Source organism: Flavihumibacter rivuli (genome assembly GCF_018595685.2).
Classification (GTDB): Bacteria; Bacteroidota; Bacteroidia; order Chitinophagales; family Chitinophagaceae; genus Flavihumibacter; species Flavihumibacter rivuli.
Window position 1 is genome coordinate 1,629,475 of sequence record NZ_CP092334.1, and the last position, 25,571, is coordinate 1,655,045.

22 protein-coding genes are annotated in these 25,571 nt (G+C 46.8%); 8 read left to right on the forward strand and 14 right to left on the reverse strand.

The genetic code is table 11. The annotated features are described in order from the left end of the window. Nucleotides 1-34 precede the first annotated feature (34 nt). From KJS94_RS07150 to ric, 3 genes are all read right to left on the reverse strand, one after another. Nucleotides 35-712 (reverse strand): YggS family pyridoxal phosphate-dependent enzyme, encoded by a 678-nt coding sequence (locus KJS94_RS07150; protein WP_214446624.1) that lies wholly within the window; start codon nt 710-712, stop codon nt 35-37. Between the two features lie 367 nt (nt 713-1,079). Then, nucleotides 1,080-2,234: an acyl-CoA dehydrogenase gene (locus tag KJS94_RS07155; protein ID WP_214449394.1), complete on the reverse strand. Its 1,155-nt coding sequence runs from the start codon at nt 2,232-2,234 to the stop codon at nt 1,080-1,082. Nucleotides 2,235-2,374: 140 nt separating this feature from the next. Next, nucleotides 2,375-3,088: an iron-sulfur cluster repair di-iron protein gene (gene ric, locus KJS94_RS07160; protein ID WP_214449395.1), complete on the reverse strand. Its 714-nt coding sequence runs from the start codon at nt 3,086-3,088 to the stop codon at nt 2,375-2,377. 95 nt (nt 3,089-3,183) lie between these two features. On the opposite strand from ric, the gene KJS94_RS07165 reads away from it, so the two are divergent. Continuing rightward, a complete protein-coding gene (locus KJS94_RS07165; RefSeq protein WP_214449396.1) occupies nt 3,184-3,771 on the forward strand; it encodes a methyltransferase domain-containing protein in 588 nt (195 codons plus the stop codon). Nucleotide 3,772: 1 nt separating this feature from the next. Here the strand turns inward: KJS94_RS07165 and KJS94_RS07170 are convergent, their stop codons facing one another. The 5 genes from KJS94_RS07170 to bshB1 form a co-directional block, all read right to left on the reverse strand. Next, nucleotides 3,773-4,291 carry a fasciclin domain-containing protein gene (locus KJS94_RS07170; RefSeq protein ID WP_214449397.1) on the reverse strand — a complete coding sequence of 173 codons (519 nt, stop codon included), beginning with the start codon at nt 4,289-4,291 and terminating at the stop codon, nt 3,773-3,775. A gap of 194 nt (nt 4,292-4,485) precedes the next feature. Next, a complete protein-coding gene (locus KJS94_RS07175) occupies nt 4,486-5,550 on the reverse strand; it encodes an agmatine deiminase family protein (protein WP_239804324.1) in 1,065 nt (354 codons plus the stop codon). Nucleotides 5,551-5,603: 53 nt separating this feature from the next. Beyond that, the gene (locus tag KJS94_RS07180) at nt 5,604-6,479 is read right to left on the reverse strand and encodes a carbon-nitrogen hydrolase (protein WP_214449398.1); all 876 of its coding nucleotides are present in this window, start codon (nt 6,477-6,479) and stop codon (nt 5,604-5,606) included. Nucleotides 6,480-6,640: 161 nt separating this feature from the next. Further along, nucleotides 6,641-7,708, reverse strand: a complete 1,068-nt coding sequence (locus KJS94_RS07185; protein ID WP_214449399.1) for a fatty acid desaturase family protein — start codon at nt 7,706-7,708, stop codon at nt 6,641-6,643. A 141-nt stretch (nt 7,709-7,849) separates the two neighbouring features. Then, nucleotides 7,850-8,587 (reverse strand): bacillithiol biosynthesis deacetylase BshB1, encoded by a 738-nt coding sequence (bshB1, locus tag KJS94_RS07190; RefSeq protein WP_214449400.1) that lies wholly within the window; start codon nt 8,585-8,587, stop codon nt 7,850-7,852. A gap of 310 nt (nt 8,588-8,897) precedes the next feature. On the opposite strand from bshB1, the gene KJS94_RS07195 reads away from it, so the two are divergent. Next, the gene (locus KJS94_RS07195) at nt 8,898-10,571 is read left to right on the forward strand and encodes a DEAD/DEAH box helicase (RefSeq protein WP_214449401.1); all 1,674 of its coding nucleotides are present in this window, start codon (nt 8,898-8,900) and stop codon (nt 10,569-10,571) included. A gap of 109 nt (nt 10,572-10,680) precedes the next feature. Beyond that, nucleotides 10,681-12,084, forward strand: a complete 1,404-nt coding sequence (gene lpdA / locus KJS94_RS07200) for a dihydrolipoyl dehydrogenase (protein ID WP_214449402.1) — start codon at nt 10,681-10,683, stop codon at nt 12,082-12,084. An 89-nt stretch (nt 12,085-12,173) separates the two neighbouring features. On the opposite strand, the gene KJS94_RS07205 is transcribed toward lpdA, so the two are convergent. Beyond that, entirely contained in the window at nt 12,174-13,457 is a 1,284-nt protein-coding gene (locus KJS94_RS07205) for a M43 family zinc metalloprotease (RefSeq protein ID WP_214449403.1), read from the reverse strand. Nucleotides 13,458-13,789: 332 nt separating this feature from the next. Here KJS94_RS07205 and KJS94_RS07210 point away from each other — a divergent pair, with 332 nt between their 5' ends. Beyond that, complete coding sequence (locus KJS94_RS07210; RefSeq protein ID WP_214449404.1) at nt 13,790-14,644, forward strand: glutaminyl-peptide cyclotransferase; 855 nt, start codon at nt 13,790-13,792, stop codon at nt 14,642-14,644. 13 nt (nt 14,645-14,657) lie between these two features. Here KJS94_RS07210 and KJS94_RS07215 read toward each other — a convergent pair whose 3' ends face one another. Genes KJS94_RS07215 through KJS94_RS07230 form a run of 4 tightly spaced genes read right to left on the reverse strand, consistent with a single transcriptional unit; the run spans nt 14,658 to nt 21,070 of the window. Next, nucleotides 14,658-15,554, reverse strand: coding sequence for a class I SAM-dependent methyltransferase (locus KJS94_RS07215; RefSeq protein WP_214449405.1), 897 nt, complete (start codon nt 15,552-15,554; stop codon nt 14,658-14,660). Nucleotides 15,555-15,568: 14 nt separating this feature from the next. Further along, nucleotides 15,569-16,204, reverse strand: coding sequence for a hypothetical protein (locus KJS94_RS07220; RefSeq protein WP_214449406.1), 636 nt, complete (start codon nt 16,202-16,204; stop codon nt 15,569-15,571). A gap of 59 nt (nt 16,205-16,263) precedes the next feature. Beyond that, nucleotides 16,264-17,904 carry a porin family protein gene (locus KJS94_RS07225; protein WP_214449407.1) on the reverse strand — a complete coding sequence of 547 codons (1,641 nt, stop codon included), beginning with the start codon at nt 17,902-17,904 and terminating at the stop codon, nt 16,264-16,266. Between the two features lie 22 nt (nt 17,905-17,926). Beyond that, nucleotides 17,927-21,070, reverse strand: coding sequence for a tetratricopeptide repeat protein (locus KJS94_RS07230; protein WP_239804325.1), 3,144 nt, complete (start codon nt 21,068-21,070; stop codon nt 17,927-17,929). Nucleotides 21,071-21,212: 142 nt separating this feature from the next. Here KJS94_RS07230 and KJS94_RS07235 point away from each other — a divergent pair, with 142 nt between their 5' ends. Both KJS94_RS07235 and KJS94_RS07240 read left to right on the forward strand, forming a co-directional pair. Beyond that, nucleotides 21,213-21,620 carry a DoxX family protein gene (locus KJS94_RS07235; RefSeq protein WP_239804326.1) on the forward strand — a complete coding sequence of 136 codons (408 nt, stop codon included), beginning with the start codon at nt 21,213-21,215 and terminating at the stop codon, nt 21,618-21,620. Between the two features lie 102 nt (nt 21,621-21,722). Next, nucleotides 21,723-22,151, forward strand: coding sequence for an acyl-CoA thioesterase (locus KJS94_RS07240; protein WP_214449408.1), 429 nt, complete (start codon nt 21,723-21,725; stop codon nt 22,149-22,151). 17 nt (nt 22,152-22,168) lie between these two features. On the opposite strand, the gene KJS94_RS07245 is transcribed toward KJS94_RS07240, so the two are convergent. Further along, nucleotides 22,169-22,600, reverse strand: coding sequence for a DUF6526 family protein (locus tag KJS94_RS07245; protein WP_214449409.1), 432 nt, complete (start codon nt 22,598-22,600; stop codon nt 22,169-22,171). A 126-nt stretch (nt 22,601-22,726) separates the two neighbouring features. On the opposite strand from KJS94_RS07245, the gene KJS94_RS07250 reads away from it, so the two are divergent. Both KJS94_RS07250 and KJS94_RS07255 read left to right on the forward strand, forming a co-directional pair. Next, nucleotides 22,727-24,007: a competence/damage-inducible protein A gene (locus tag KJS94_RS07250; protein WP_214449410.1), complete on the forward strand. Its 1,281-nt coding sequence runs from the start codon at nt 22,727-22,729 to the stop codon at nt 24,005-24,007. A gap of 162 nt (nt 24,008-24,169) precedes the next feature. After that, the gene (locus tag KJS94_RS07255) at nt 24,170-25,522 is read left to right on the forward strand and encodes a dihydrolipoamide acetyltransferase family protein (RefSeq protein ID WP_214449411.1); all 1,353 of its coding nucleotides are present in this window, start codon (nt 24,170-24,172) and stop codon (nt 25,520-25,522) included. Nucleotides 25,523-25,571: the final 49 nt, after the last annotated feature.

The following is a 25,571-nucleotide window of genomic DNA, read 5'->3' on the forward strand; positions in this document are numbered from 1 at the left end:
CCGCAATTCCGATAATAAAAGGAAAAATAAAGGACTATCCGCGGGCGCCAAACAAAAGGCTTCCTATCCTGACCATATTGCTGCCCTCATCGATGGCGATCCTGTAATCCCCACTCATGCCCATAGACAAGGTATCAGGCTGGATCTGCGCCGTATTTAAGGCCCTTGACCTAACTGCATCATACAACCGCTTTAGCAGCCTGAACTCATTCCTTACTTGTTCTAAATTATCGCTAAAGGAAGCCATCCCCATCAATCCCCTTATCCGGACCCCTGCATATTTATCAGGAGCTTGAACGATATCATCGATCAATGCCATCAGCTCGTATTCATCCATGCCGAACTTAGTTTCTTCAGTGGCAATATGGATTTGCAACAGTACATCGATCACCCTGCCGTTCTTAATAGCTTGTTTATTGATCTCAGCCAATAATTTCGGACTATCCACCCCGTGTACCAGGTGCACGAAAGGAGCTATGTATTTGACCTTATTGGACTGGAGGTGGCCAATGAAATGCCAGTGGATATCCCCGGGAAGTTGCGATTGCTTGTCAACCAGTTCCTGAACATAATTCTCCCCGAAATCCCTTTGTCCCAGTTCATATAAAGCCATGATATCATCAGCCGGTTTGGTTTTGGAAACTGCGACAAGGCAAATCCCCTCCCTTAATTCATCCTTGATTTCCTGGTATTTAGCTTCATTGATTGCCATAGATCAGATTTGTAATGCGCAAATATCGTTGATAACCACGGATTCTTCTTTTCCCTGACGGGTCGGAGTCAGGTCGGAGTCAGGTCGGAAACGGGTCGGAGTCAGGTCGGAGTCAGGTCGGAAACGGGTCGGAGACGGGTCGGAGACGGGTCGGAGACGGGTCGGAGACGGGTCGGAGACGGGTCGGAGACGGGTCGGAGACGGGTCGGAGACGGGTCGGAGACGGGTCGGAGACGGGTCGGAGACGGGTCGGAGACGGGTCGGAGACGGGTCGGAGACGGGTCGGACTGCGCCCGACCCGTCCCGAAACAAAAAGCCCCGGGCAACCAATCCCGGGGCGTATAGCAAGCAAACGAAAACAGCCAACTTATTTCAAGATCGAGCGACTGATAACAATACGCTGGACTTCTGAGGTTCCCTCGTAGATCTGGGTGATCTTGGCATCTCGCATTAAACGCTCTACGTGGAATTCCTTCACAAAACCATATCCGCCATGAACCTGTACGGCTTCAGTTGAAATCCACATGGCAGCTTCTGAAGCGTATACCTTTGCCATGGATCCACTTAGGGTATAATCCAGGTTATTATCTTTTTCCCATGCAGCCTTCAGGCATAAGAGCCTGGCAGCCTCTACTTTTGTAGCCATATCGGCCAGTTTGAACTGGATAGCCTGATGATGCATGATCTCCTTGCCAAAAGCCTTACGCTGTTTGGAATAATTCAGCGCCAGTTCAAATGCGCCGCTCGCAATTCCCAAAGCCTGGGCGGCAATACCAATACGGCCACCGGCAAGCGTCTTCATGGCAAACTTGAATCCAAAACCGTCCTCCCCTATCCTATTCTCCTTGGGAACTTTCACATCATTGAAGGAAATGCTATGGGTATCACTTCCGCGGATGCCCATCTTGTTTTCCTTCGCGCCCACTGTCACGCCCGGCCAATTCTTCTCCACAATGAATGCATTGATTCCATGGGACCCCTTGGCTATATCAGTCTGGGCAATCACCAGGTAGACAGAAGCCGAAGAACCATTGGTGATCCAGTTCTTGATACCATTCAATAGGTAATAGTCGCCTTTATCTTCAGCAGTAGTACGTTGTGAAGTAGCATCGCTTCCCGCCTCCGGCTCACTAAGCAGGAAGGCTCCAATATACAATTCACCATCCTTTTTCCCCTGGGCCAGGGGGGTAAGGTATTTTTGCTTTTGCTCTTCGGTTCCATAAGCTTCAAGCCCCCAGCAAACCAGGCTATTGTTCACACTCATGCTCACACTCACGCTGGCATCGATCTTACTGATCTCCTCCATTGCCAACACATAGCTGATGGTATCCATTCCCGATCCACCATACTTTGGATCAACCATCATGCCCATAAAACCAAGGTCAGCCAGTTTCATGACCTGTTCACGAGGGTACTGCTGCTTTTCATCCCGTTCGATCACACCCGGCAAACATTCCTGCTGGGCAAAATCACGGGCAGCTTTCTGGATCATCAGGTGTTCCTCGCTCAATTGAAAATGCATACGGACTCGCTTTAAAGTGGGCAAATTTAGAAGAAAAGATTTACCAACTAACAATCGTTAGTAATATTTTTTCAACTTTTTAGTTCGACTGCCAACTGTTTCAACTGTAACCGTAAAGGAATCCGTACGCAGCCTGACTTCTATTTTATTTTATTCAATTCCAACGCTTTAGGAAAAATTATATTATTCTCCAAGTGAATATGCTGGTGTAGGTCCAATTCAAAAGCTGCCAATTCCTGCAGGGTAAGCCGATGGGTAGTACAGGCCAGGGGATGGGGGGTGTATTGATTGGTCAACTCCCGGATCCTTGCCATAAGAACACCAGCCTGGTCATGTTCATGCTCCAATTGTACCATCGGGTTCCGGACATCCCTTAGCCCTGCTCTACCTTGGTCAACGCCCACTCCCTTCTCCAATGCAATGATCGCCGGGAATAGGATATCCTCTTCCTTTTTCAAATGCGACAGTAATTCTTCAGCCAATTGCCGCCACAGTTGCTGCACTTCTAGCATATACGGGAACTTGTCCCCATGCTTGTCCGCAACTTTTGACAAATGGAAACTAATGGAAGGTATCTCCTGCTTCACATAAAAATGATGCTTGAGCAACACATAAGTGATAAGCTTTTCTGCTGACCAGGTATCAAAATCCACCTGCTCCCCACCTGGTAGTTCTATTGCCTCCTGCAATTCTTCACTTACATCGGCCGCAGCTATACCTTTCTGCCTGCAAGCATCAGCAAGGCTGCGTTTCCCATTGCAACAATAATCGAGGCCATATTTCTCCAACACCCTTGCGGTGGAAGGATGATCCGTAACGATCCTGCCCAACTGCAGGTTGTCTAATGCTTCCATAAATTATTTTTCACAAAATTTCAGCCGGCACCATTAGCATTTTATGCGCTGCATCATATCCTTGATTATTTTTACCAATCTCGAAAACCGACACCATGCAACTCGATGCTGCTTACTGGAATGATCGATACCTCAACCACAAGACTAGTTGGGATATTGGGTATGCTGCACCCGCCTTAACCCATTTTGTCGATCAGTTGCCAGACAAGTCCATCAGCATCCTGGTGCCGGGTTGCGGAAATGGATACGAAGTGGAATACCTCTTGCAAAAAGGTTTTACGAATGTTACTGTTGTTGACATAGCACCATCACTGACTGATGCATTGAAGAGAAGGCTTGAACCGTATTCAGGAAAAGAACTCACCATTATAACCGGTGATTTTTTTGAACTCGATGGACTATATGACCTCGTGCTGGAACAAACCTTCTTTTGCGCACTTGACCCCGAAAAGAGGGCAGACTACGCTAATAAAATGTTCAACATCCTTAAGCCGGGCGGTAAACTTGCCGGCGTTCTATTCAACAGGGAATTTATTGGCGGTCCACCATTCGGTGGCAGCCAGGAAGAATACAAGAAACTCTTCTCCAAGATGTTTACCATAAAAGTAATGGAGCCGTGTTACAACTCCATTACTCCGCGACAAGGATCTGAAGTTTTCATGATCCTTTTTAAACCAGTTTAGTTTACTTAGGCATTACCACTGCATCTACAACATGAACCATTCCATTGGAAGCCGGGATATCAGGTGTTACAATATATGATGACCGTCCGCCTTCATCTGTCAACTTCACTCTTCCCCCCTCCAATACAGCAGTCAATTTACCTCCGCTAAGGGTATTGAAAACAGCTTTACCGTTGCCCTGCTTTATGGCATCGGTAACGGCAGCAGCATCCAACTTACCGGCAACAACATGGTTCTTGAGGACCTTTGCCAACACTTCCTTGTTTTCCGGCTGAAGCAGGGATTCCACCACACCGGCAGGAAGCTTATTGAATGCCTCATTGGTTGGTGCAAATACTGTGAATGGACCTGCAGCTTTCAGGTCATTTACCAGCCCTGCAGCCTTGACCGCACTTACCAGTGTACTGTGGTCCTTTGATCCTGCCGCCACATCCACCAGGTCAGCGGTTTGAGCAGAAACCTTAGCACAGAAAAACAAGCATGTTAATGCCACTGCCATAATAGACATCATTCTTTTCATGGTCATGAAATTTTAATGTTAAAGAATAAAGCCTTTACTTACGGCTTAAGCTGGGGCTATACAGGTTCAGTGCAAAGGGGAGATACTTATCGTATTCAAACAGCGGGCCAAAACCCATACCCAAAGGGCCATATAAAGAAAATACCATTCAATAGCAGAATGGTATCATTTTATAACTGAATAACCTTAGTTTCTCAAACGGCTGGCTCCTGTTGGCTCAGGCAATGAAAACTGCCTAATCCCCAAATGATTTCCGTGGAGTCAATACCTATCACCTCCCTCCCGGGAAAGCATTGCTGGATAATTTCAAGTGCCCTCTCATCATTGGCAGAACGGAAGGTTGGAACGATCACCGATTTATTGGCAATATAGAAGTTGGCATAGGAAGCTGGCAGCCTTTGTCCATCATATTCAACCAATCCCGGCATGGGTAATTCCACAATGTTGAGTTGCTTACCATTCAACAACCTCATTCCCTTCAACTGTTTAAGGTTATGTTGCAACAGGTCGTAATTCTCGTCATTACTGTCATCCTCCACTACCGCCAATACGGTATCGCCATTCACAAACCTTACGGTATCATCGATATGGCCATCGGTATCATCTCCAACAATACCTTCCTCTACCCACAAGACTTGTTTGACCCCATAATAATTACAGAGATATGACTCTATTTCAGGCCGGGTCAAATGTGGATTCCTGTTAGGGTTAAGCAGGCATGCCGTGGATGTAATCAAGGTACCTTCCCCATTAAAATCCACCGACCCTCCCTCCATAATGATTCCGGGATAATATACTGGCAAGCCATAATGTTCGGCTATGCGTGTGGGTATGATATCATCAAGATCATAAGGCGGATACTTCCCTCCCCAGGCATTGTAATTCCAATCAACCACTACTTTCTTTTCTTCAGCAGCAGGGTTAATCAAAAATGCAGGTCCGTGATCGCGGCACCATGCATCATTTGTCGGATGGAAAAAGAAACTTACCTGGCCCATATCCACGCCTGCATTCAACAAATGGCTTTTCGCAAAATCCTTCATTGCTTCATCATTCACATTGATGCAAACCTTCTCGGAAGCAGCCAAGGCCTTTACAAACTGGGAATAATAAGGATAAATGGTATGGATCTTTCCCGGCCATGAGGCTTGCTTGTGCGGCCAACTTAACCATGTCGCCGTATGCGGGGCAAACTCAGCAGGAAAATAGTATCCCCTATCAGCAGGATAACCTTGCCTTATCTTTGTTTCTTTTGACACAGAGGGAAATCGGGTTTTGGTTTATAATATACAGTTGCTATGCATTGCAGCACTTATTCTCCATCTATGTAGCGCTTTGTGATGGGCTGGTAGGAATCTATACGCCTGTCACGAAGGAATGGCCAATGGGTACGGTAACGATCAGTTTTAGCGAGGTCTAACTCCTCAACATGTACCTCCTCGGCCTCATGACTAGCCTGGTAAAGAATGGTTCCAAAAGGATTAGAAACAAATGAACCACCCCAAAACTTCATGGCACCATCCTGTTCAAAACCTACACGATTTACACTCACAACGTGTACCCCATTGGCTACAGCATGACTTCTCTGGATCGTTTGCCAGGCACTATATTGTTCTGTATTGGTAGCCTCATCCTGGGAAGTAGCCCAGCCAATTGCAGTTGGGTAGAATAAAATCTCTGCTCCCATAAGTGAGGTAATGCGGGCGGCTTCAGGATACCACTGGTCCCAACAGATCAAAACACCAAAGGTGGCGAACCTTGTCTTAAAGACTTTGTAACCCAGGTCGCCAGGGGTAAAGTAAAATTTCTCATAATAGGCCGGATCATCGGGGATATGCATCTTCCGGTACTTTCCCAGGTAAGTTCCATCGGCATCCAATACCGCCGTTGTATTATGATAAATACCCTGGGTCCTTTTCTCAAATAAGGAGGCGATAATCACTACTCCCAACTCCTTTGCCAATGCACCCAATTCTTCAGTAGATGGACCTGGTATAGGCTCTGCCAATTTGAAATTCTCATAGTCTTCCACATCACAGAAATACAATGAGGTGAACAACTCCTGTAAACACACAATATTTGCTCCCTTTTCGGCCGCTTCCCTTGTCCTGGCAATGGCCTTCTTTAAGTTATCTTCCTTATTGGCTGTACAACTCATCTGTACCAAGCCTACTTTTACCTTTGACATTCCCTTTATGTTATAGAAAACAAAAATAAGTCCTCCGGGGCATTAGAATCCTTTTAAATCATCGTATTCCAATAAAAAAACAGTCCAGGTCGGACTGTTTTTTACTTATTTGTTTACAGCAATTATTTAATTTATTCACGGAGCTCCGTCCGCATTTTCCATTAGCTCCTACCCATCTGCTTTAAGAATGCCACATGGGAGGCCACCGCATAACGGGTCTTGGGATATTCGATATAAGGGATACCATATTCCTGGCATGCCTGTTTGATGATCCTGCTGATGGCCGGGTAGTGCACATGCGAAATCTTGGGGAACAGATGGTGCTCTACCTGGAAATTCAATCCACCTACCAGCCAGCTCACCACCTTGTTATTGGTCGCGAAATTGGCGGTTGTCTTCAATTGGTGCACTGCCCACTCATCTTCCAGTTTATTGGTCTTTTCATCCGGAAGGGGGAACGCTGTGTGTTCTACCGTATGGGCAAGCTGGAATACCATGCTCAATACAAATCCTGCAACACAGGTGAAGATGAAAAAGCTGATCGCCCAATACTTAAAGCCCACCATATAAATGGGAAGTCCCACGAACAGGAAAAGATGCAATACCTTGAACCCCCAGAATACCAGGTGGTCGCCGATACTCATATTCTTAAGTGGCATAGCACCGATCTTTCCCTTGAAGTATTTCTGGTAATCAAGCATGAAGATCCAAAACAGGTACAGTAATGAGTACAACAACCAGAAATAGAGATGCTGGTATTTATGCAATCGGTACTTCTTCTGGGTACTGCTCATGCGCATCCATGGCTGGATGTCAATATCATCATCGAGGCCGTCAACATTGGTATAGGCATGGTGGATCACATTATGCTTCATGTTCCACATAAAGCTATTACCGCCAAGGATGTTCAGGGAAAATGCGGCCAGTTGGTTGACCCATTTGTATTTGCTGAAGCTGCCGTGCGCTCCGTCATGCATCACATTGAAACCAATTGCTGCTACCAGTCCTCCCAGTAACACGGATTCGAGTATGCCCCAAACGGGAGCTGGCGTGAAGAAGACCAGATGGGTGTAAACAAACACGAAGGCAACCATCAGGATCACGGCTTTGATGAAAAGGTCGTAATTACCAGTGGTTGACTTTCCTACTTCTTCGAAATAATTGTTGATTCTTTTCTTGAGTTCTGCATGAAATGAGTTGGCAGAAGTGGTGAATTTGGGTGTTACCATGAATGATCCTGAATGAGAAAAATGAAACAATGTGCCGCGAAGTTAACCCCTGGGCTTTAAACAATTTGGTTAAATTCCCATTTCACCGCAAAATAACCATATAATGTTTAAACTTTTGCCACCTGAAATTAAAATCTTTTATCAGGTCTCAACCTGTATCAAAGCGTCGAGGTTCCTGATACCCAGTGACTTTTGGGTAGTGAACCCTTCTGCATACCTTACTCCTATCCTTTTGCCCAGCATCCTGGCCCTGGCCACCACACTCTCCCTGAAATTAGGCGTGGAAATATAGGTTTGTGGTTCATCATCAATCATATCGGGATTGAAGAATTGGGTGGAATAGGCTTCAATGGCCTTCATCCGCTGCTCAAAGACATCGCTGATATCAACCAGGATATCCGGCTCCTGCAGCCTGTCCTGGATATAATGGAGTACATACTTCGGACGCCACCTTTCCTGCAATTGACCTTCATGGTCAAATGTTTCTACCTTTCGCAAACCTGCCAGGAAACAGGCATCCGCAATCAGTTTGCCCGCCCTGCCATGGTCCGGGTGACGGTCATCCAATGCATTGGCCAGCACAATTTCTGGCTTGTATTTGCGAAGGGTACTGATCAACTGCAGTTGATGGGCTTCATCATTTACAAAAAAACCATCCCGCATTTTCAGGTTCTCCCTCATATGTATGCCCATGATCTCCGCAGCCATTGCTGCTTCCCTGTAACGGGTCTCAATGGTTCCCCTTGTCCCTAACTCTCCCTGGGTGAGATCCAGCACCCCTACCTTCTTACCAGCCCTGATCTCATTGATAATGGTACCGGAGCATCCTAGTTCAACATCATCAGGATGCACACCAATGGCAAGTATGTCTAGTTTCATAAGCAGCAAAAATATCCTTTTTAAATGATAATGTTTAGCCATAGAGCTGGACTGCCATTGGTAGTGGATCAATTGACCAAACGGATTACCTGACTGTAAACCTGCTGTCAACTACTCCACATTGGTCGTTAACGGCCCACAGCATGCCCAATACCTTTCCTTGTAGGTTTCCATTGCTATTTAGCCTATCGGTCCCTTCCGGACCAAGCTAATCCATTCATTACAAGGGTTTAAACCTGCCTTACCAGGGCAAAAACTCTCTTCCCCGCCCTCTGCCCTTAATTCCGTACCTTTGCGCAAATTTTTGAATATGAGTACATTTGAAGCGCTGGGACTTGACGAGAGACTGGTAAAAGCGACGACATCATTAGGATTTACTTCTCCCACCGCGATTCAGGAAAAAGCCATTCCGGTTTTATTGAGTGGCACAAAGGATTTCATTGGCCTGGCACAGACCGGCACAGGTAAAACAGCCGCATTCGGCTTACCCCTGTTACAATTAATCACACCTTCCAACAAATATCCCCAGGCATTGATCGTATGCCCCACCAGGGAACTTTGCATGCAGATCGTGAATGAGATGAGCCTGTTCAAGCAACATTTAGCAGGAGTTCAGGTTTTGGCAGTATATGGCGGTTCTTCCATCGGTATGCAGATAAGGGATCTCAAGAAAGGTGTCCAGATCGTAGTGGCTACACCTGGCCGACTGATCGACCTCATCGAGCGCAAGGCCATCAACCTCGAAAAGATCGAATACGTTGTGCTTGACGAAGCAGATGAAATGCTGAACATGGGTTTCCAGGATGACATTGAATTCATCCTGAAGAACACCCCTAACCGTGAAAGCACCTGGTTGTTTAGCGCTACCATGCCGCCAGAGATCAGGAAGGTTAGCAAGAAGTATATGAAAGACCCTGCAGAAGTGCAGGTTGGCAAGGTCAATACTGCCAATAAGAATATTGACCACCAATATTACGTTACAACTGCCCAGCACCGTTATGAAGCCCTGAAGCGCCTGATCGATTTCAATCCGGGTATGTATGGTATCATCTTTACCAGGACCAAGATGGAAGCCCAGGAGATCGCGGAAAAACTGACACGTGAAGGATATGATATTGATGCCCTTCATGGCGACCTCACCCAGGGACAGCGCGATAAGGTGATGGGCCAGTTCCGCGATAAGAGCCTTCAACTGCTGATAGCAACTGATGTGGCTGCCAGGGGAATTGACGTAACAGGTATCACCCACGTGATCAATTATGAACTTCCTGATGACATTGAAGTATATACCCACCGCAGTGGCCGTACCGGTCGTGCCGGAAAAACAGGGGTTTGCATGAGTATTGTACATGCCAGGGAGGTATACAAGATCAAGTCTATAGAAAGAATGGTACAGGCCAATTTCCACAAACTTGAAATTCCTACGGGAAAGGATGTTTGTCGAAAGCAATTCTTTTTCTTCATTGACAAACTGGTACAGGCAGATATCAGTCATGGAGATTATGAAACCTATATCCCCATGCTGCAGGAAAAGTTTGCAGACATGAGCAAGGAAGAGATCCTTACAAGGGTGGCCGCACTTGAGTTCGACCGTTTCCTTAAATACTATGAGAACGCAGAAGACCTGAATGTCAGGGAAGATAAGCGAAGCAACCGACTGGCAGGTGCGCGCGACCAGGGCTCCAGCCGTGACCATGGTCGTAAGCGGGATACACAGGGCCGTGAGTTCACCGGAGGTAATGGCTTCACCAAGCTATTCGTTAACCTCGGTACCAAGGACGGTTTCTATAAGGCAAGTTTCCTCCAATACATTTTGGACATGAGTGAACTGAGAAAGGAAGTATTGGGAAGGATAGACATGAAGGAAATGAACAGTTGGATAGAAATTGACAAATCACAGGCCAACAGGATGATCAAGGCACTGGATGGAAAGACCTATAAAGGAAGGAAGATCAGGATGAACGAGGCCAGCCAGAGAGGTTAATTGAAATCAACCCCCCGGTTGTTGAAGGCCCTCGCCCATTTTTGGCCATTTCCCTATGGTAAAGTAGCTTCGCAAGTCAGTTTTAAACCAAACAATTAAAAATTCAAATATGGCATACGATGTTCTCGTCATTGGTAGCGGTCCCGGTGGATATGTGGCAGCTATCCGTGCATCCCAGCTGGGTTTCAAAACAGCTGTTGTTGAAAAAGAAAGCCTGGGTGGTGTTTGTCTGAACTGGGGTTGTATTCCTACCAAAGCGCTGTTGAAGAGTGCACAGGTTATGGATTACATTAAGCACGCCAAGGATTATGGTATCGAAGCAACCGGTACCCATAATTTTGAAGCAGTGGTTAAACGCAGCCGTGGCGTAGCTGACAAAATGAGCAAGGGCGTTCAGTTCCTGATGAAAAAGAACAAGATCGATGTGATCATGGGCTTTGGTAAATTGAAGGCCAAGGGCCAGGTTGAAGTTTCCAAGGCTGATGGCAGCAAAGAGATCGTAGAAGCCAAGCATATCATCGTTGCAACAGGTGGCCGTAGCCGTGAGTTGCCCAACCTGAAGCAGGATGGCAAAAAAGTGATCGGGTACCGCGAGGCAATGGTCCTGCCCCAGCAACCCAAGAGCATGATCGTTGTAGGTAGTGGTGCCATCGGTGTTGAATTCGCTTATTTCTACAATAGCATGGGTACCAAGGTAACCATCGTAGAATTCATGCCACGTATCGTTCCTGTTGAAGATGAAGATGTATCTAAAGAACTGGAAAAGCAATACAAGAAGCAGGGAATAGAGATCATGACCAATGCATCTGTTGAGAGCGTAGACACATCAGGTGCTGGTGTTAAGGCCAAGGTAAAGACTGCCAATGGGGAAGTTACCCTGGAAGCAGATATCCTGTTGAGCGCTGTGGGTGTTACCGCCAATATCGAAGGCATTGGCCTTGAAGAACTCGGTATCAAGACCGATAAGGGCAGGATCATGGTAGACAAGTTCTACCAGACCAATGTTCCGGGCGTTTATGCCATCGGAGACTGTGTTCCCGGTCAGGCACTGGCCCACGTAGCTTCCAAGGAAGGGATCATTTGCATAGAAGCAATTGGTTACAACGAAAAGAAATACCATCACCAGCCTGAAGCCCTGGATTACGGTAATGTTCCGGGTTGTACCTATTGCACTCCTGAGATCGCTTCTGTTGGCTTTACTGAAAAAGCCGCAAAGGAAGCAGGCTATGAGATCAAGGTGGGTAAGTTCCCCCTGAGTGCATCAGGTAAGGCTTCTGCTGCAGGTGCTACTGAAGGCTTTGTAAAAGTGATCTTCGATGCCAAGTACGGCGAATGGCTGGGTACCCACATGATCGGCTATAACGTAACTGAAATGATCGCCGAAACAGTGGTTGCCCGTAAACTGGAAACAACTTACCACGAGGTGCTTAACAGCATTCACCCCCACCCCACTATCAGCGAAAGCATCAAGGATGCGATTGAAGTGGCATATGGCGAAGCCATCCACCTCTAACAAAGGATACTCCAATAAATTAAAAAGGTGTGCAAATGCACACCTTTTTTGCTTTAGTTGCCCTTATCATCACCCAATGCCTTTCCTTACTACATTTTTATAAACCGGGCGGCTTTATAAGCTCCTCCTTCCACCTGGATATAATAAACCCCGGCCCTCAAAGATGAAATATTTACTTGTTGCTGTGGATTGTTGAGCAGGAAGGAAAGGGATACCTGGCCAAGACTATTATACACCTGCGCTTTCCTACCCGGTAAAAAACTGCCATCCGTAATGGAAATGGTCAGTTGACCTTGTGACGGAACAGGGAACAAACTCAGTGTCCTTACCGCTGGTATCTCTGGATAGGGATTGTCAACATTATCCTGTTGCCCCTTACCACTCAGCCCCGAACCCGCCAAAATCGAATGCCGAACTCCACCCTTTTCAAAGAGGCTACGCATGGCCGCCCTTTGGCCAAGTGTAAACATGTACATACAGACATCATCGGTCATATCCATAAAGTTCATGTACATATCACCATGGGCAGAAGCACCACAACTAAATATTTCCCCTGAGGGACAACCCTTGTTGTAAGTTTTCTGCGGCGGGGTATCACCAATACCATCATCCCCGCAATAGCCATCTCCCCAGATATGCTTTAGTCCAAGCCAGTGGCCAATTTCATGAACAGCGATCCTGCCCATATAGTATCTGTTCAAAGTATCCAATTGCCCAAATACAGATTGGTTAAGTACTACACCATCCACTTCCTTTGGGGCACCCGGTTTACTGGAATATCCCTGGATACTATTCAGCAGGGTACAAACCCAAATGTTCAGGTACTGGTCACTATCCCATGCATCATCGCCTCCCCTTGCACTGAACTTCACCCTGTCATCCATTACAAAATTCTGGATACTGGTCTGCTTCCTGATGATCCCTGTTGTTGCTTTGCCTTTAGGGTCAAACTTTGCCAATTCAAACCTGAAGCCAGGATTGGCAACCAGGCTGGCAAAATGGGCAGGAACATTGGCCAGGTCGCTATTTCGGGCGTTAAAGTCCCGGTTCAGGGCTTCAAGCTGAGCCCTCACCTGGTCGTCGGTAACCACTTTGCCACCATTAGGCGTAATGATATGTATGACCACCGGGATTACAATTTGGTCAGGTACCGCAGCGTCAACCGGTGCAGCTACTCCAAAAAGATTTGAAGAAGGTGTGGTCGAGGCCTGTTGCCTGTTCAACAAGGTTTGTGCTAATGAAGCATAGCGCTCTGTTAACCCTGGATGGGTTGTTTGCAGGTAATTATCGTATTCAGTATATGAACATGCCTTCTGGGCATCTGTAAGGAATGGCCAAAGCAGGTACAATAAAACTGTAATGATCCGTCTCATAAAAAGTCTCTTTTTGTGGACGGTCATTCATAGTGTGGATCAACTATAAGTGTTTCATGGGGCGGATTTTTCGCCTTAGAGCAAAGACAAGGAAATTAATGAAGGAAATTCGGGGGAATATTGGAGTACGGAATGGTTTCTAAATGAAGGAAGGAATTGGGTACTTATCCTTTTCTGGAGGATGGCTGCAAAAGAAGAAAGATGCAGCATCATTCCGAACAGTCCTGTAAAACAAATAACTTTTAATTGAATTTCAAAGCATTGCTGCAAAAAAATTATTAAATCTATAGCCTGAAGGATTCGGCTTCGCTACATTTGCGTATTGACAAATTATGCGCCGACAATTTTCTATTACATTCCTGTTATTGGCAGCGGGCAGTATTATTTCCTGCAATACCACTGACCAGCAATCTGTTACGCAAGAAAACCAGGGAGTCCCGGTAAATATGATCCCTCCTCCCAACACCATACAGGTGAATGTCCTGAATGTCTACCCCCACGATACCACCTCATTTACCCAGGGCTTATTGGTTCATGAGGGACAATTGTATGAAGGGACCGGCGGTTCCAGGGATATCTCCCATTACAAGTCATGGGTAGGAAAGGTAGACCTCAAATCGGGTACTGTACGTCAAAAGGCAGACCTGGGTCCTACCCTTTTCGGCGAAGGCATTACCATCCTGAATGGTAAATTGTACCAGCTCACCTGGCAGAACCACAAGGCATTTGTTTATGATGCGAAGACCCTGAAACGCCTTCAGGAGTTTTCCGTTAAAACAGAAGGTTGGGGGTTGACCAACGACAGCAGCCAACTCATCCTGAGCGATGGGAGCAGCAATCTTTATTTCCTGGACCCCAACGATTTCTCCAACAAAAAGATACTCAGCGTGGTTGACAATAATGGCCCGGTGAACAACCTGAATGAACTGGAGTATATTAACGGCTATATATATGCGAACAGATGGCAGACCAGCGAGATCATCAAAATTGACCCGTCAAATGGCCATGTCATCGGTAAGGCAGACCTTACAGGCTTATTGGAGAAATATGGAAAGGACGACTTCTCACTGGCAAAGTATCATAATGGGGAAGCTGTGTTGAATGGTATCGCCTATGATGCTGCATCAGGCAAGATCTATATTACCGGTAAATTATGGCCCAGTCTATTTGAGGTTACCTTTCAATGATCGGCAGCCTGGATCATCCTTTTCGAATGATATAGACCAAGGAACTGGCGCTTTCTTTAGAGGAAAGCGCTTTTTTATTTGATACCAAGCCATTCATGAAAGCATTCAGCAGCTTCTGCTTGCCTGTTTTATACCCTTCGCTAAGCAGGCTAATGTAAAAACTATCGAACCACATCGGCAATACCTTCATCAATTGAAGGTGGCTGTTATTCAATAACCGCTTCATTGAAGCAGGGGAAAAATGGTATAAATGCCTGGGCACATCATACGCAGCCCAATGCTCCTGGTAAATTTCCGCATCCTTCGATGTGTAGTTGGGAACTGCTATGATCAACCTGCCATTATCCTTAAGTAGGGTCCTTATCCGGTCTACATATTCCTTCAGGTCATGAACATGCTCTAAAACATGCCAGAGCGTGATCACGTCAAAGGAAGCCACAGGCAGTTCAGCCAATAATTCAGGGGAATGAAGTTCCAGGCCAAACTTGCTCCTGGCTATTGCCCTGGCATCCTTGTCCGGTTCCAAACCTGTCACCCTCCAGCCTGCGCCTTTCATTGTAGCAAGGAAAGCCCCTGTACCAGCCCCTATATCCAATAAGGTCCCGGTATTCAAGCCCGATTCACGGATCAACAGGTCACGTTTTTGCTTAAGGGTGATCATCCTGACCCTATGGTAGAGTTGGTTGACCAACCCCTGGCGGGTATCGGTATGGGAAACATAAGCATCTGACTTATAGTAAGGGCCAATGCTCTTTGCATCGGGGATATCCTGGGTAAACCTGAGGGTACAACTTTCGCACTCCCAGATCGCAAACAGCTGACCGCTGACGGTTTGATCCTTCACTTCCAGGACTGGCCTGATCTTGTCACTCCCGCAAACCGGGCACACTAGGTAATGTATAACAGACATGAGTAATCGAAAACTTAACGGTGGTTGGCAGGCATGGAATACAAAGGAAGGGCCTTATCATTGGCCAGGTCATGTAGTGTGAAACCCTTCCTGAAACCCTGGTAGACAATTAATCCAAGGGCGATCGCCGCAATAATGGCGGCATATATCCACCATGACTCCCTTTCAACGGTAACCCCGGCCAAACGGTCCGTCATTTCAATGGAAGAAACTTCTTCATCCCCTACCCTGATCTGGTGATCACTATCAGGCCTGATCACCCTGTCAGCAGCAACAGGTGCAAAGGCTGGTATCAGGTTGCTTTTTGTTTCAAAATAGATCTCCCCATTGGCATCCTTCCTGAAAAAACCCAGGCCGGGCCATTCTGCCTCATCTGCAGCCCTGATCTTTCCCCTCAGGTCATAAGCAAACTCGTTGTATACCTTGATCGCTTCAAAATCAGCGATCTTCTGCTTGCCGGCCAGGTAACTGAAGAATTCCTTGTCCGGGGCATCAAAATACTTATCAAACCTGAGGCTGAATACTGGGGCCAATACCTGCTTGTTCACAAAATCGGTCCTGGCCGGGGTACGTTCGAGGTGTAGGGTCCCCATACCAGGAATACTGATACTCTTATGCTGAAAAAGGTAACTTGTTAATACGTCTATCATAGCATTTGGCTTGGCCAACCACAAAAGAACCGAATTTTGGCCTTAACTCAAAAAAGCATCTATTTTTGGTTGAAATTGAATACCACCCCACCAAGCAGGTTGAACCCATAAACTTCATATTGGTTCCAGCGCTCGTACCTGTTATTAAAAAGATTATTCATTTGTAACCAGAGATTCAAGCCTTTTGTGACCCTGAATTCCAAACCCGCATTCAGGTCGAACCCGGTTTCGCCCTTCCTTGCCTCACCTTGCTTGGTTTGGTAGGCAGCACCATCCCATGCCCATAGGTCAGACTTGAAATAAAGGTCCTTTAACACCTTCCAACGCAACGAAGCATTCACCTCCAAGGGCAATAATCCCCAGGCCCTGGTCTGTCCATCTATCTTGGAGAAATTCCTGTAAGTGACTCCACCCGAAAAACTCAGGTCTTCCCCCAATGTATAACCAATTTCACCATGGAGTTTCAGGATCTCCATTTTAGGCGAGTAAACCGTATTAAAGGTCTTACCATCCACCGTATCATTTACAAAAAGGTTCACATTCCACTCCTGCCCATAAGAGGCTTTTGCGCTATAGGTAAAATGATTGGCCAATGAACCTTTGAAGCCCGCATACATCTCCTGAACCCTGGTATTCAGTAAACGTTCTGGCTCCGCCAACCAGGGGTTAATAGAGGCAAATCGCTGGTAACTTCCCTTATTATAATAACCTATCCATCCTGCCTGCACAGTAAACCTTTGGTCATTGGTCGTTAACTCCGCAAGGATATTGGGCAACAGGGCAAAAACCTTATTGTCCCAGGAAGGAATGATAGCAGTATGAACAAAGAGGTTGGGCGTTTTCAGGAACAGGGCTGGCTCAACATATACCAGGTTATTCTTGATCGATTCCTTTCCGGTAGGATTATAGCGGGTAAGGTCAGCCGTAAAATCGATATCTATACCAAAACTTTTACCGAAGGTTTTCTTGACCGGCAACTCGAATACGAGGTTATTCTCTGTTGCCTTTCGATCATCATTCTTCCCACTGAAAGCCGCAATGGTCAACCTTGGGGAATAGGAAATCCCATATTCATTCGGTTTGGTACTCCTGAAATCTATTGTGGCATCTGCTGTCTGGAACCGTTGCTTGATCTGGGTTTTAGTAAATTCCAGCGTATCGGGCCTGTAACCATAGAGAAAGTAATCCTCTCCCTTGAATCCTACCCTGCCGGTCAGCTCATGGATCTCATCCAACTTAAAGGTCCCGCGAAGTTGAAGGTCGGCCAGGTTGTTCTTCTGGTAATCCAGTCTCCCTTTGGAAGAGTAATATTCTCCTGAAATACTGAAAAAAGACTTGGTTCCTTCCCCCAAACTAATCCCCCCTTTTACATAGGGAAGATGCACATTACCCACCCCGATCTTAAGGTACTGGTCATTTCGCCAGCCCAGGATGGAATCAGTAGTGAATGCAACCGGGCTCAGTGATCCGGGCTGGAAAGGGACTGTTACATTCTGCTGTGGGATGGCATATGCCAGGTTTGGCTTCGAAGAATCGGCCTGTGGTGGCACGGCTGAAAAATTCAGCTTTACCGGTTCCCGCAAAACCGGCTTGAATGTGGATGTAATTTCAATGGTCTTTCGCTTACTGGTATCCTGCGAAAAGGCAAATGAAGAAACCAATAGTAAGACCGGGAAGGGAATATGTTTGAGTACTTTCATTGCATTCAACTTTTAATTTGGCTTAATTACCTTCAACTTTGCTTTGGCGACGCTCTTCCTCAACTACCTGGTTCAACTTCCGCTGTGCCTCTTCCTTCAGCTCAGGGATTCCAGCGTTTTCCAACACACTCTGGAAAGTTGCCTTGGCGTTGAAATAATCCTTTTGTTTCAGGTAAATATCTCCCAGTAAAATATAGGCCTTTGTCACCCACATTTCATAGGAACCACTTTTATTGATCACCTCAAAAGCGCTCTTTTCCGCATCCTTCAACCTGTTCTGCCCAACCTGGCAATTAGCGATTTCATACCTGGCTTCCGCTGCATAAGCGCCTTTATTCAGGCCCACTACAGATTTATAATAGGAAATGGCCATCTCATAATTTCGGGCAAACTGGGCCGAGCGTCCCAACACCATACTGGAAAGCACCTTATCGTCATTACTTGCCCCTTTCATTTGCAAAAGGTCCTTTGCATTTGCTGCTGCGGCTTCCCACATGGCAAGCTGGTATTGACTTCTAAGCAGTCCACGCATGGCTTCCAACTTATTTTCCTCCGTGGATGCATATTCTTTCAACTTACCATAGTAAACAGATGCCTTTTCATAATTCTTAATGTCGAAGAAATTCAGCCTTGCAGTTTGCAACAGGCTTTTCTCCCCAAACCGGTTAGGCACCAGGTCTGCAACTGCTGAATAACTCTTCTCTGCGGCGAGCCAATCCTTCCTGCTGAGAAATATCTCTCCCTGGTAATAATTGGCCTCTATCACATACTTACCCTCAGGGAACCTTTTCAAGTAAGCATCGAAACGCTGGAGTGCGGCAGTGAAATTCCCATTGCTCAACTGAACTTCGGCTTCAGCGTAAGCCAGGGAGTCCTGCTGGTTCACAGAGATATCCTTCCCCATTTTCCTAGCATAATTTACATACTCACTGCTGCGGCCTTCCTCAATGTAGATCGCCCTTGCATTCTCCAATGCCTCTTCTGCTTCCGGGGAATTGGGATAGGTCTCCAGTATCGCATTGTATTGCTTCAATGCTTCCACATTATTATCCAGGTTATAGTAAGCAATACCAGCCTTTAAATATGCCTCCGGCTTTAACGCTTCCGATTGCTTATCCTTCAGGACATTCCCCAGGTAGGGTAATGCCGATTTAAAATCTTCATCTGCCAGGTAGGTATTGGCTATTTCCATATTGGCATCCGCGATAAGGGAGGACTGTGGATACTGTCGCTGCAGCTGTTGCAATTGCTTTATCTTCTCCTTGCCACTCCTGATACCCGCGATCAATGCTTTTTGATAACTGGCATAATCGCTATTGGACCAGCCGTACTGGATCACCTGATCGTATACTGAACTCGCTTTAGCATATTCTTTCAACATGTAATAGCAATCACCACCGCGCAAATAGGCATCCTGCTCAAATACAGGCATCCCCACCTTTGCCGACCGGGCCACCTGGTCGAAGTATTGCAGGGCCTGGCGATAATTGTCCTTTTTCAGGAAACAATACCCTAGGTTGTAACGGGCATTGGCAGGACTCACTTCACCATTAACTGCCCCTGACTTGAGGTATTCACTAAAATACTGGATGGCCTCATCTGTCTTAGCCAGCCTGAAAGCGATCTCCCCCTTCCAAAACTGGACATAGGGCAGAACCTTTTCATTATATGGAGCCTTCAGCGCCTTATCCAGCAGGTCATTGGCGCCTACCAGCATACCATCATTAATCATTTCCGTAGCCCTCCCATAAAGGATGGTAGGGTAAAAACGCCTGGCCTGCTCTGATGGGTTCTTGATACTTTCCAGTAATGCCAGTGCATCCTTGAAATTGCTGGTATTGGTCATGGCACCCACCAGTAATTCCCTCGCCTCGAGGGCATAGGATGAATTGGGATATTTCTGGAGGAACTGCTGGAATTCTGTCAATGCTACATCCTGGTACCCTAACTCATAGGACAGTTTAGCGTAGTTGAACCTGGAAATTTCCTGCTGTACCGGATTGCTGCTGTTCAGCGCACAAAACAGGAAGGCATTCCTGGCATTCCCTTTCTGGTTGGTCTTTAAATAGGCATCCCCCAAAAGGTACATGGCATTCTGCGAAAGGGAATCCTCTGTTCCGCTCAGCTGCTTGAAGCCAGTTATGGATTCGGTGTACTTTCCCGTCTGGTATTGTGAATAGGCAAGTTCATACACTTCATACCTTGATAGCGTAGCAGCTTTTGCCGCATGCGCCTGGAGATAAGGCAGGGCTTTCGCATACTCACCCTTCTCAAACAGGCCATGGCCTACCAGTTTCCGCATTTCGAGATCATAGTAACCTCCACCCTTCTTCAATCGTTCAGTAGCATAATTCAGGGCCTTTTCCTTTTCACCTGTGAGGTAATAAATAGTGGCGATATAGTAGGGAACAACCTTTTCGTACTCCGGCGATTTCTCCGCTATCTCAAATGCATTCAAGGCATCCTTATACCTTTTCTCCTGGAAGGATATGAAACCGTAATAATAGTTGGCGTCGCTATAAAATCCACTCTGGGGAACTTGCCTAACTGCATCAAACAAAGGCTTGGCTTCAGCAAAGCGCTGCAGGTTAAAATAACAATAACCCTGGTGGAACTTCAGGCTCTCTACTTCCTTATTGGAAAGGTGCTCTACCGTTGTTTTCTCATAAAAGGTCAAGGCCTTGTAATAATCCTTCTGCCTGAAATAATATTCCCCAAGATGATAGCTCATTAACTCAACCCTCGATTGGTTATCATCGAGATCAATGAACTCCTCAGCCTGCTCCACTGCAGCAATTTCATTTTGTCGGAGCCCGCAAACAATAGTGTAATACCTGACTTCCTGGTAATACAAGGCATTTTCCGTCCTGTCCGCATCACGGAGTTTATGGTTCAGCTCCTTGAACAGCGGATAGGCCAGGCTGTAAGCTTCCCTGTTGTAATACTCCCTGGCCATCTTGTAATCAGCCTGGGGATCATTCAGGAAACGGGTTTGCTGGGCATTGGCGAATTGGAACAAGGAGCTGCAAACGATTACACCAACTAGTTTCTTCATGAAAAAGGATTGATGGGTATGAAGGTTAACGAATGGCAGGCAACCCGCTGGTCTTGTCCTGGTCAACTGGGATCCTTCATCTACTTTATTGCTGGTTGCCTTTTTTTTCATTTGCTTTCAACGGATTGAGGGAACGAAGTAAAGATTTTAATTATTTTCTGTGTCACCAAATAACGTTCCAAACAACTGTGGATAATCAAAAGGATTAACAATTCTTTGTACCCAAATCCTATTTTTGACAAAAATCGTCCAAATGAAAAAACTGCTGTCAACCGATTATTCCGATTGGGGATTTAATACGATGATGTTCCTCCTGCGGATAACCTTCGGTGGCTTGATGCTGGTAGACCATGGTTTCCAGAAACTGGTAAAGTATCCCAGCCTGCAACATAAATTCAGTGACCCCTTCCACATTGGCAGCAACTGGTCCTTGCTCCTGGTGATCTTTGCTGAGGTGTTTTGTTCCATACTCATCATTGCCGGGCTATTTACCCGCCTCGCCGCTATTCCCCTGGTCATTGCTATGGGTGTAGCCTTTTTCATTGCGCATAACCATGATTTCAATGAAGGGGAAAAGGCGGCCTTGTTCATGGCAGGCTTCCTGTCCATCCTGCTCTGCGGACCGGGAAAGGCGAGCATTGACAGCATGATGGGTAAATGAAAAAAAATAGCTGATCCGGCCCCTCAATAAACCAAATCAACCCGTACTATCGGGCTGATTGGCGGATATTTATACCTCCTTTAATGGGAAACACCAGAAAAAATGTATCAACACCAGACAACTATACGTGTCCGTTATGCCGAGACCGATCAGATGAATGTGGTTTACCACGGCAATTATGCCCAGTATTTTGAAGTGGCCCGTGCGGAAAGCATAAGGGAACTGGGTCTGACCTACAAGGACATGGAAACAATGGGCATCATTATGCCCATTGTAGAATTACATTGTAAATACCTGCGTCCGGCGCATTATGATGACCTCCTTACGGTCACCACTACCCTAAAGGAACTTCCTGCCGACCACCGGATCGAATTCCACCAGGAAGTGTTTAATGAATCCGGGAAACTCCTCACCATAGGAAGGGTGGTATTGTACTTTATTGATGCTACAACAAGGGAAAGGACGACCATGCCCGAATTCCTGTTCAACAAACTCAAACCTTACTTTGAAGAAGAGAAACAAAAGGTTTAAAGAGCAATAAAAAGATGCTATACCCTGTGCAGGTCTGCCCTCCAGTTCCTGATTGCCTTTTTGATATCCTCACCTGACAGGTTCTCTTCCGCGGCCCTGCGGGCAAGTTCCACCAATTCTTCGTCCGAAGCAAACCGCAAGGCGATGACCTGGCTTATCCTTATCCGGCTATCAAGTGGCCTTCCCCCCGAGAGGATAAAATAGCGCAGGCTCTCCTCTGCCCTGATAGCCCGGTCCTGGGCTTTCAATGCCATGGCCCTTGCATGAAAAAATATGCTGATAAAGAGGATGGCCACCAACAGGATAAGGGAGGCAGAATAACGGTTACCCTCATCCGAATGGCTGAGGTTCACTATTGACCCGGCTAAAAGGGCCAGGATGGCAAGTAAGGTCAATACATGGTACGAAAAGGAATAACGACGATGGTTCTTGTAGTTTTGCTCAGCCATAGTGGTCAGTTTTCCTATGAAGATAGAAAAGGATTGTCAAGATTCTTCCGTCCAAAAAAGGGATTGGTCAAACATATCACCCCCAGCTAGGGAAATGCCGCTAAATTTGACTATCGAATTCTTTTTATGCAAAAGATTAATGCGACCATCATTACGATAGGTGACGAATTACTGATTGGACAGGTTATCGATACCAATAGTGCCTGGATGGCACAGGAATTAAATAAGATAGGTGTTTCCGTACTCAGGCGCGTGGCAGTGGGCGATGAATGGAATGCCATTTGGTCGGCACTCGAACAGGAATCAAGGTATGCAGATATTTTATTGCTGACCGGGGGGCTTGGCCCCACAGCGGACGACATAACCAAACCCCTGCTCTGTGAGTATTTTGGTGGGAGAATGGTAACCAATGAAAAGGTCCTGGCGCATGTCAGGCATCTTTTCGAAAATGTTTACAGAAGGCCTATGATCGAACGGAACGCCCGACAGGCGGAAGTTCCTGATGTGTGTACTGTCCTGCACAATGCTCGCGGAACAGCCCCTGGGATGTGGTTTGAAAAGGACAACAGGATCCTTGTATCCCTTCCCGGTGTACCCCATGAAATGAAAGGCCTGATGACCGATGAAGTGCTACCCAAGCTCAAGGAAAGGTTTCAATTACCGGTAATCCTGCACCGCACCCTGCTAACGGCAGGACTTGGCGAATCCTTCCTGGCCGAACGCATCAGGGATTTTGAGGCTAACCTGCCCGGACATGTCAAACTTGCCTATCTCCCTAACTATGGAATGGTAAGGCTGCGCCTTAGTGCTACAGGGTTTGACGAGCAAGCACTCACTGCTGAAATGGAAGAACAATTCAACAAGCTGCAGTCGCAGTTACAGGATATTTTGGTCACTAACCGGGATGAACCCATGCACCAGGTTGTGGGAAGGCTGCTAAAAGAGCACCAAAAGACCATCGGCACTGCTGAAAGTTGTACTGGGGGTTATATTGCCCACCTGTTAACCTCCACCCCGGGCTCCAGTGCCTATTTCAAGGGAAGTGTGGTGAGTTATGCCAATGAGATCAAGACTGCTGTGCTGGGGGTACAACCAGAAACCCTGGCCAGGGAAGGTGCGGTAAGTGAATCAACAGTGGAACAAATGGTAGTCGGCGCCTTGAAGCATTTAGGTACAGATTACGCCATTGCCACTTCAGGCATCATGGGTCCGGATGGGGGCAGCCCGGAAAAACCCGTCGGAACAGTTTGGGTGGCTGTCGGTAACAGCCATTCTATTGTGACCCAATGTTTCCACTTCAGGTTCGACAGGACCAGGAACATTGAGCTGACCGCCATAAATGCGCTGAACCTTCTCAGGAAGTTCTTTTTGGAACAGGTTGCCCATCAAAAAACTAACAGTCATTAACATTTATACCGATTCCTTACCTTTGGGCCGCCATTTGGATTTGCTTGCCGAAATTGAACCAGCAATTGTCGCGGGAACTTTACCCCATTGCTGTATTTTTTCACCAACCGGTAGCTAAATACTTTTGGTTTTTGTTTCTTTACCTAAAATCTGACTAGCAATATGGCTGTAGTAGACCTGGTTATGCCAAAAATGGGTGAAAGTATAATGGAAGCCACCATCCTCAAGTGGCTGAAAAAGCCCGGTGATTCTGTAAAGCAAGACGAAACCGTTCTGGAAATTGCTACAGATAAAGTAGATAGTGAGGTTCCCAGCACTTCGGAAGGGGTGATCGAAGAGATCTTATTCAACGTAAATGATGTTGTTCCGATCGGGACAGTGATTGCCAGGATCCGCACTGGTGCAGATGCTGCCACAGCACCTGCAGCGCCAGTAAGTCCTACCCCGGAAGCGGCCCCGGCCCCTGCTCCCCAGCCCATTCCTGCCCCGCAGGCAACTGCCCAGCAATCCCATAGTTTTGTCCCCTCCGGCAATAAGTTCTATAGCCCACTGGTTTTGAACATTGCTGCCAATGAAGGAGTGAGCATGGCTGAACTGGAATCTATCCCCGGAACGGGAAATGAAGGCAGGGTCACCAAGAGGGATATCCTGGAATATGTTGCCCGTAAAAAATCAGGTCAACCGGCGCCCCAACCGGCTGTTGTAAGCCAGCCCCAACCGGCTCAGCCTGCTACCCAGGTAGCCGTTAGGGAAACAGCACCCACTCCTCCCCCAGCTGCCCCAGTTGCCAGCACCAGCTATTCAGGAAATGTCGAGATCATTGAGATGGACCGGATGCGCCGCCTGATCGCTGACCACATGGTGAAAAGCAAGCATACCAGCCCGCACGTTACCAGCTTTACTGAAGCAGATGTCACCAATTTGGTACTGTGGCGCGAGAAAGTGAAGAAGTCATTTGAGAAGCAGGAAGGTACCAAGATCACCTTTACACCACTCTTCATTGAAGCAATAGCAAGGTGTATCAAAAAATACCCTTTGATCAACAGCTCCATTGACGGGGATAAGATCATTGTAAAAAAAGATATCAATATCGGTATGGCAACTGCCTTACCAAGCGGCAACCTGATCGTGCCTGTTATCAAAAACGCTGACCAGTTGAACCTGGTCGGACTTGCCAAGCAGGTAAATGCAACGGCTGACAATGCACGTAATGGTAAACTAAAGCCGGAAGATACCCAGGGTGGCACTTTCACCCTGACCAATGTAGGTACTTTTGGAAGCCTGATGGGCACCCCCATTATCAACCAGCCACAGGTAGCCATCCTTGCTGTGGGAGCTATAAAGAAAAGACCAGTAGTGATAGAAACATCTCAAGGTGACTCCATTGCCATCAGGCATATGATGTACCTCAGCATGAGTTACGACCACAGGATCGTGGACGGTAGCCTGGGTGCTACCTTCCTTACCGCAGTGGCAAGGGAATTGGAAAACTTCAACCCCGACAGGCAGTATTAACCTGCATTGATCCAAAGCATATATTCTCATTAAGAAAGGCTTCCCATGA

Excerpts from the sequence above, each read along its gene's own strand:
- KJS94_RS07215 (WP_214449405.1), bottom strand. The coding sequence starts at position 15,554 with ATGTCTGTTATACATTACCTAGTGTGCCCGGTTTGCGGGAGTGACAAG.
- bshB1 (WP_214449400.1), bottom strand. The coding sequence starts at position 8,587 with ATGAAACTAGACATACTTGCCATTGGTGTGCATCCTGATGATGTTGAA.
- KJS94_RS07150 (WP_214446624.1), bottom strand. The coding sequence starts at position 712 with ATGGCAATCAATGAAGCTAAATACCAGGAAATCAAGGATGAATTAAGG.
- KJS94_RS07195 (WP_214449401.1), top strand. The coding sequence starts at position 8,898 with ATGAGTACATTTGAAGCGCTGGGACTTGACGAGAGACTGGTAAAAGCG.
- KJS94_RS07225 (WP_214449407.1), bottom strand. The coding sequence starts at position 17,904 with ATGAAAGTACTCAAACATATTCCCTTCCCGGTCTTACTATTGGTTTCT.
- KJS94_RS07245 (WP_214449409.1), bottom strand. The coding sequence starts at position 22,600 with ATGGCTGAGCAAAACTACAAGAACCATCGTCGTTATTCCTTTTCGTAC.
- KJS94_RS07185 (WP_214449399.1), bottom strand. The coding sequence starts at position 7,708 with ATGGTAACACCCAAATTCACCACTTCTGCCAACTCATTTCATGCAGAA.
- KJS94_RS07205 (WP_214449403.1), bottom strand. The coding sequence starts at position 13,457 with ATGAGACGGATCATTACAGTTTTATTGTACCTGCTTTGGCCATTCCTT.
- KJS94_RS07210 (WP_214449404.1), top strand. The coding sequence starts at position 13,790 with ATGCGCCGACAATTTTCTATTACATTCCTGTTATTGGCAGCGGGCAGT.
- KJS94_RS07240 (WP_214449408.1), top strand. The coding sequence starts at position 21,723 with ATGTATCAACACCAGACAACTATACGTGTCCGTTATGCCGAGACCGAT.
- KJS94_RS07165 (WP_214449396.1), top strand. The coding sequence starts at position 3,184 with ATGCAACTCGATGCTGCTTACTGGAATGATCGATACCTCAACCACAAG.
- lpdA (WP_214449402.1), top strand. The coding sequence starts at position 10,681 with ATGGCATACGATGTTCTCGTCATTGGTAGCGGTCCCGGTGGATATGTG.
- KJS94_RS07220 (WP_214449406.1), bottom strand. The coding sequence starts at position 16,204 with ATGATAGACGTATTAACAAGTTACCTTTTTCAGCATAAGAGTATCAGT.
- KJS94_RS07235 (WP_239804326.1), top strand. The coding sequence starts at position 21,213 with ATGAAAAAACTGCTGTCAACCGATTATTCCGATTGGGGATTTAATACG.
- KJS94_RS07255 (WP_214449411.1), top strand. The coding sequence starts at position 24,170 with ATGGCTGTAGTAGACCTGGTTATGCCAAAAATGGGTGAAAGTATAATG.
- KJS94_RS07250 (WP_214449410.1), top strand. The coding sequence starts at position 22,727 with ATGCAAAAGATTAATGCGACCATCATTACGATAGGTGACGAATTACTG.
- KJS94_RS07155 (WP_214449394.1), bottom strand. The coding sequence starts at position 2,234 with ATGCATTTTCAATTGAGCGAGGAACACCTGATGATCCAGAAAGCTGCC.
- KJS94_RS07230 (WP_239804325.1), bottom strand. The coding sequence starts at position 21,070 with ATGAAAAAAAAGGCAACCAGCAATAAAGTAGATGAAGGATCCCAGTTG.
- ric (WP_214449395.1), bottom strand. The coding sequence starts at position 3,088 with ATGGAAGCATTAGACAACCTGCAGTTGGGCAGGATCGTTACGGATCAT.
- KJS94_RS07180 (WP_214449398.1), bottom strand. The coding sequence starts at position 6,479 with ATGTCAAAGGTAAAAGTAGGCTTGGTACAGATGAGTTGTACAGCCAAT.
- KJS94_RS07170 (WP_214449397.1), bottom strand. The coding sequence starts at position 4,291 with ATGAAAAGAATGATGTCTATTATGGCAGTGGCATTAACATGCTTGTTT.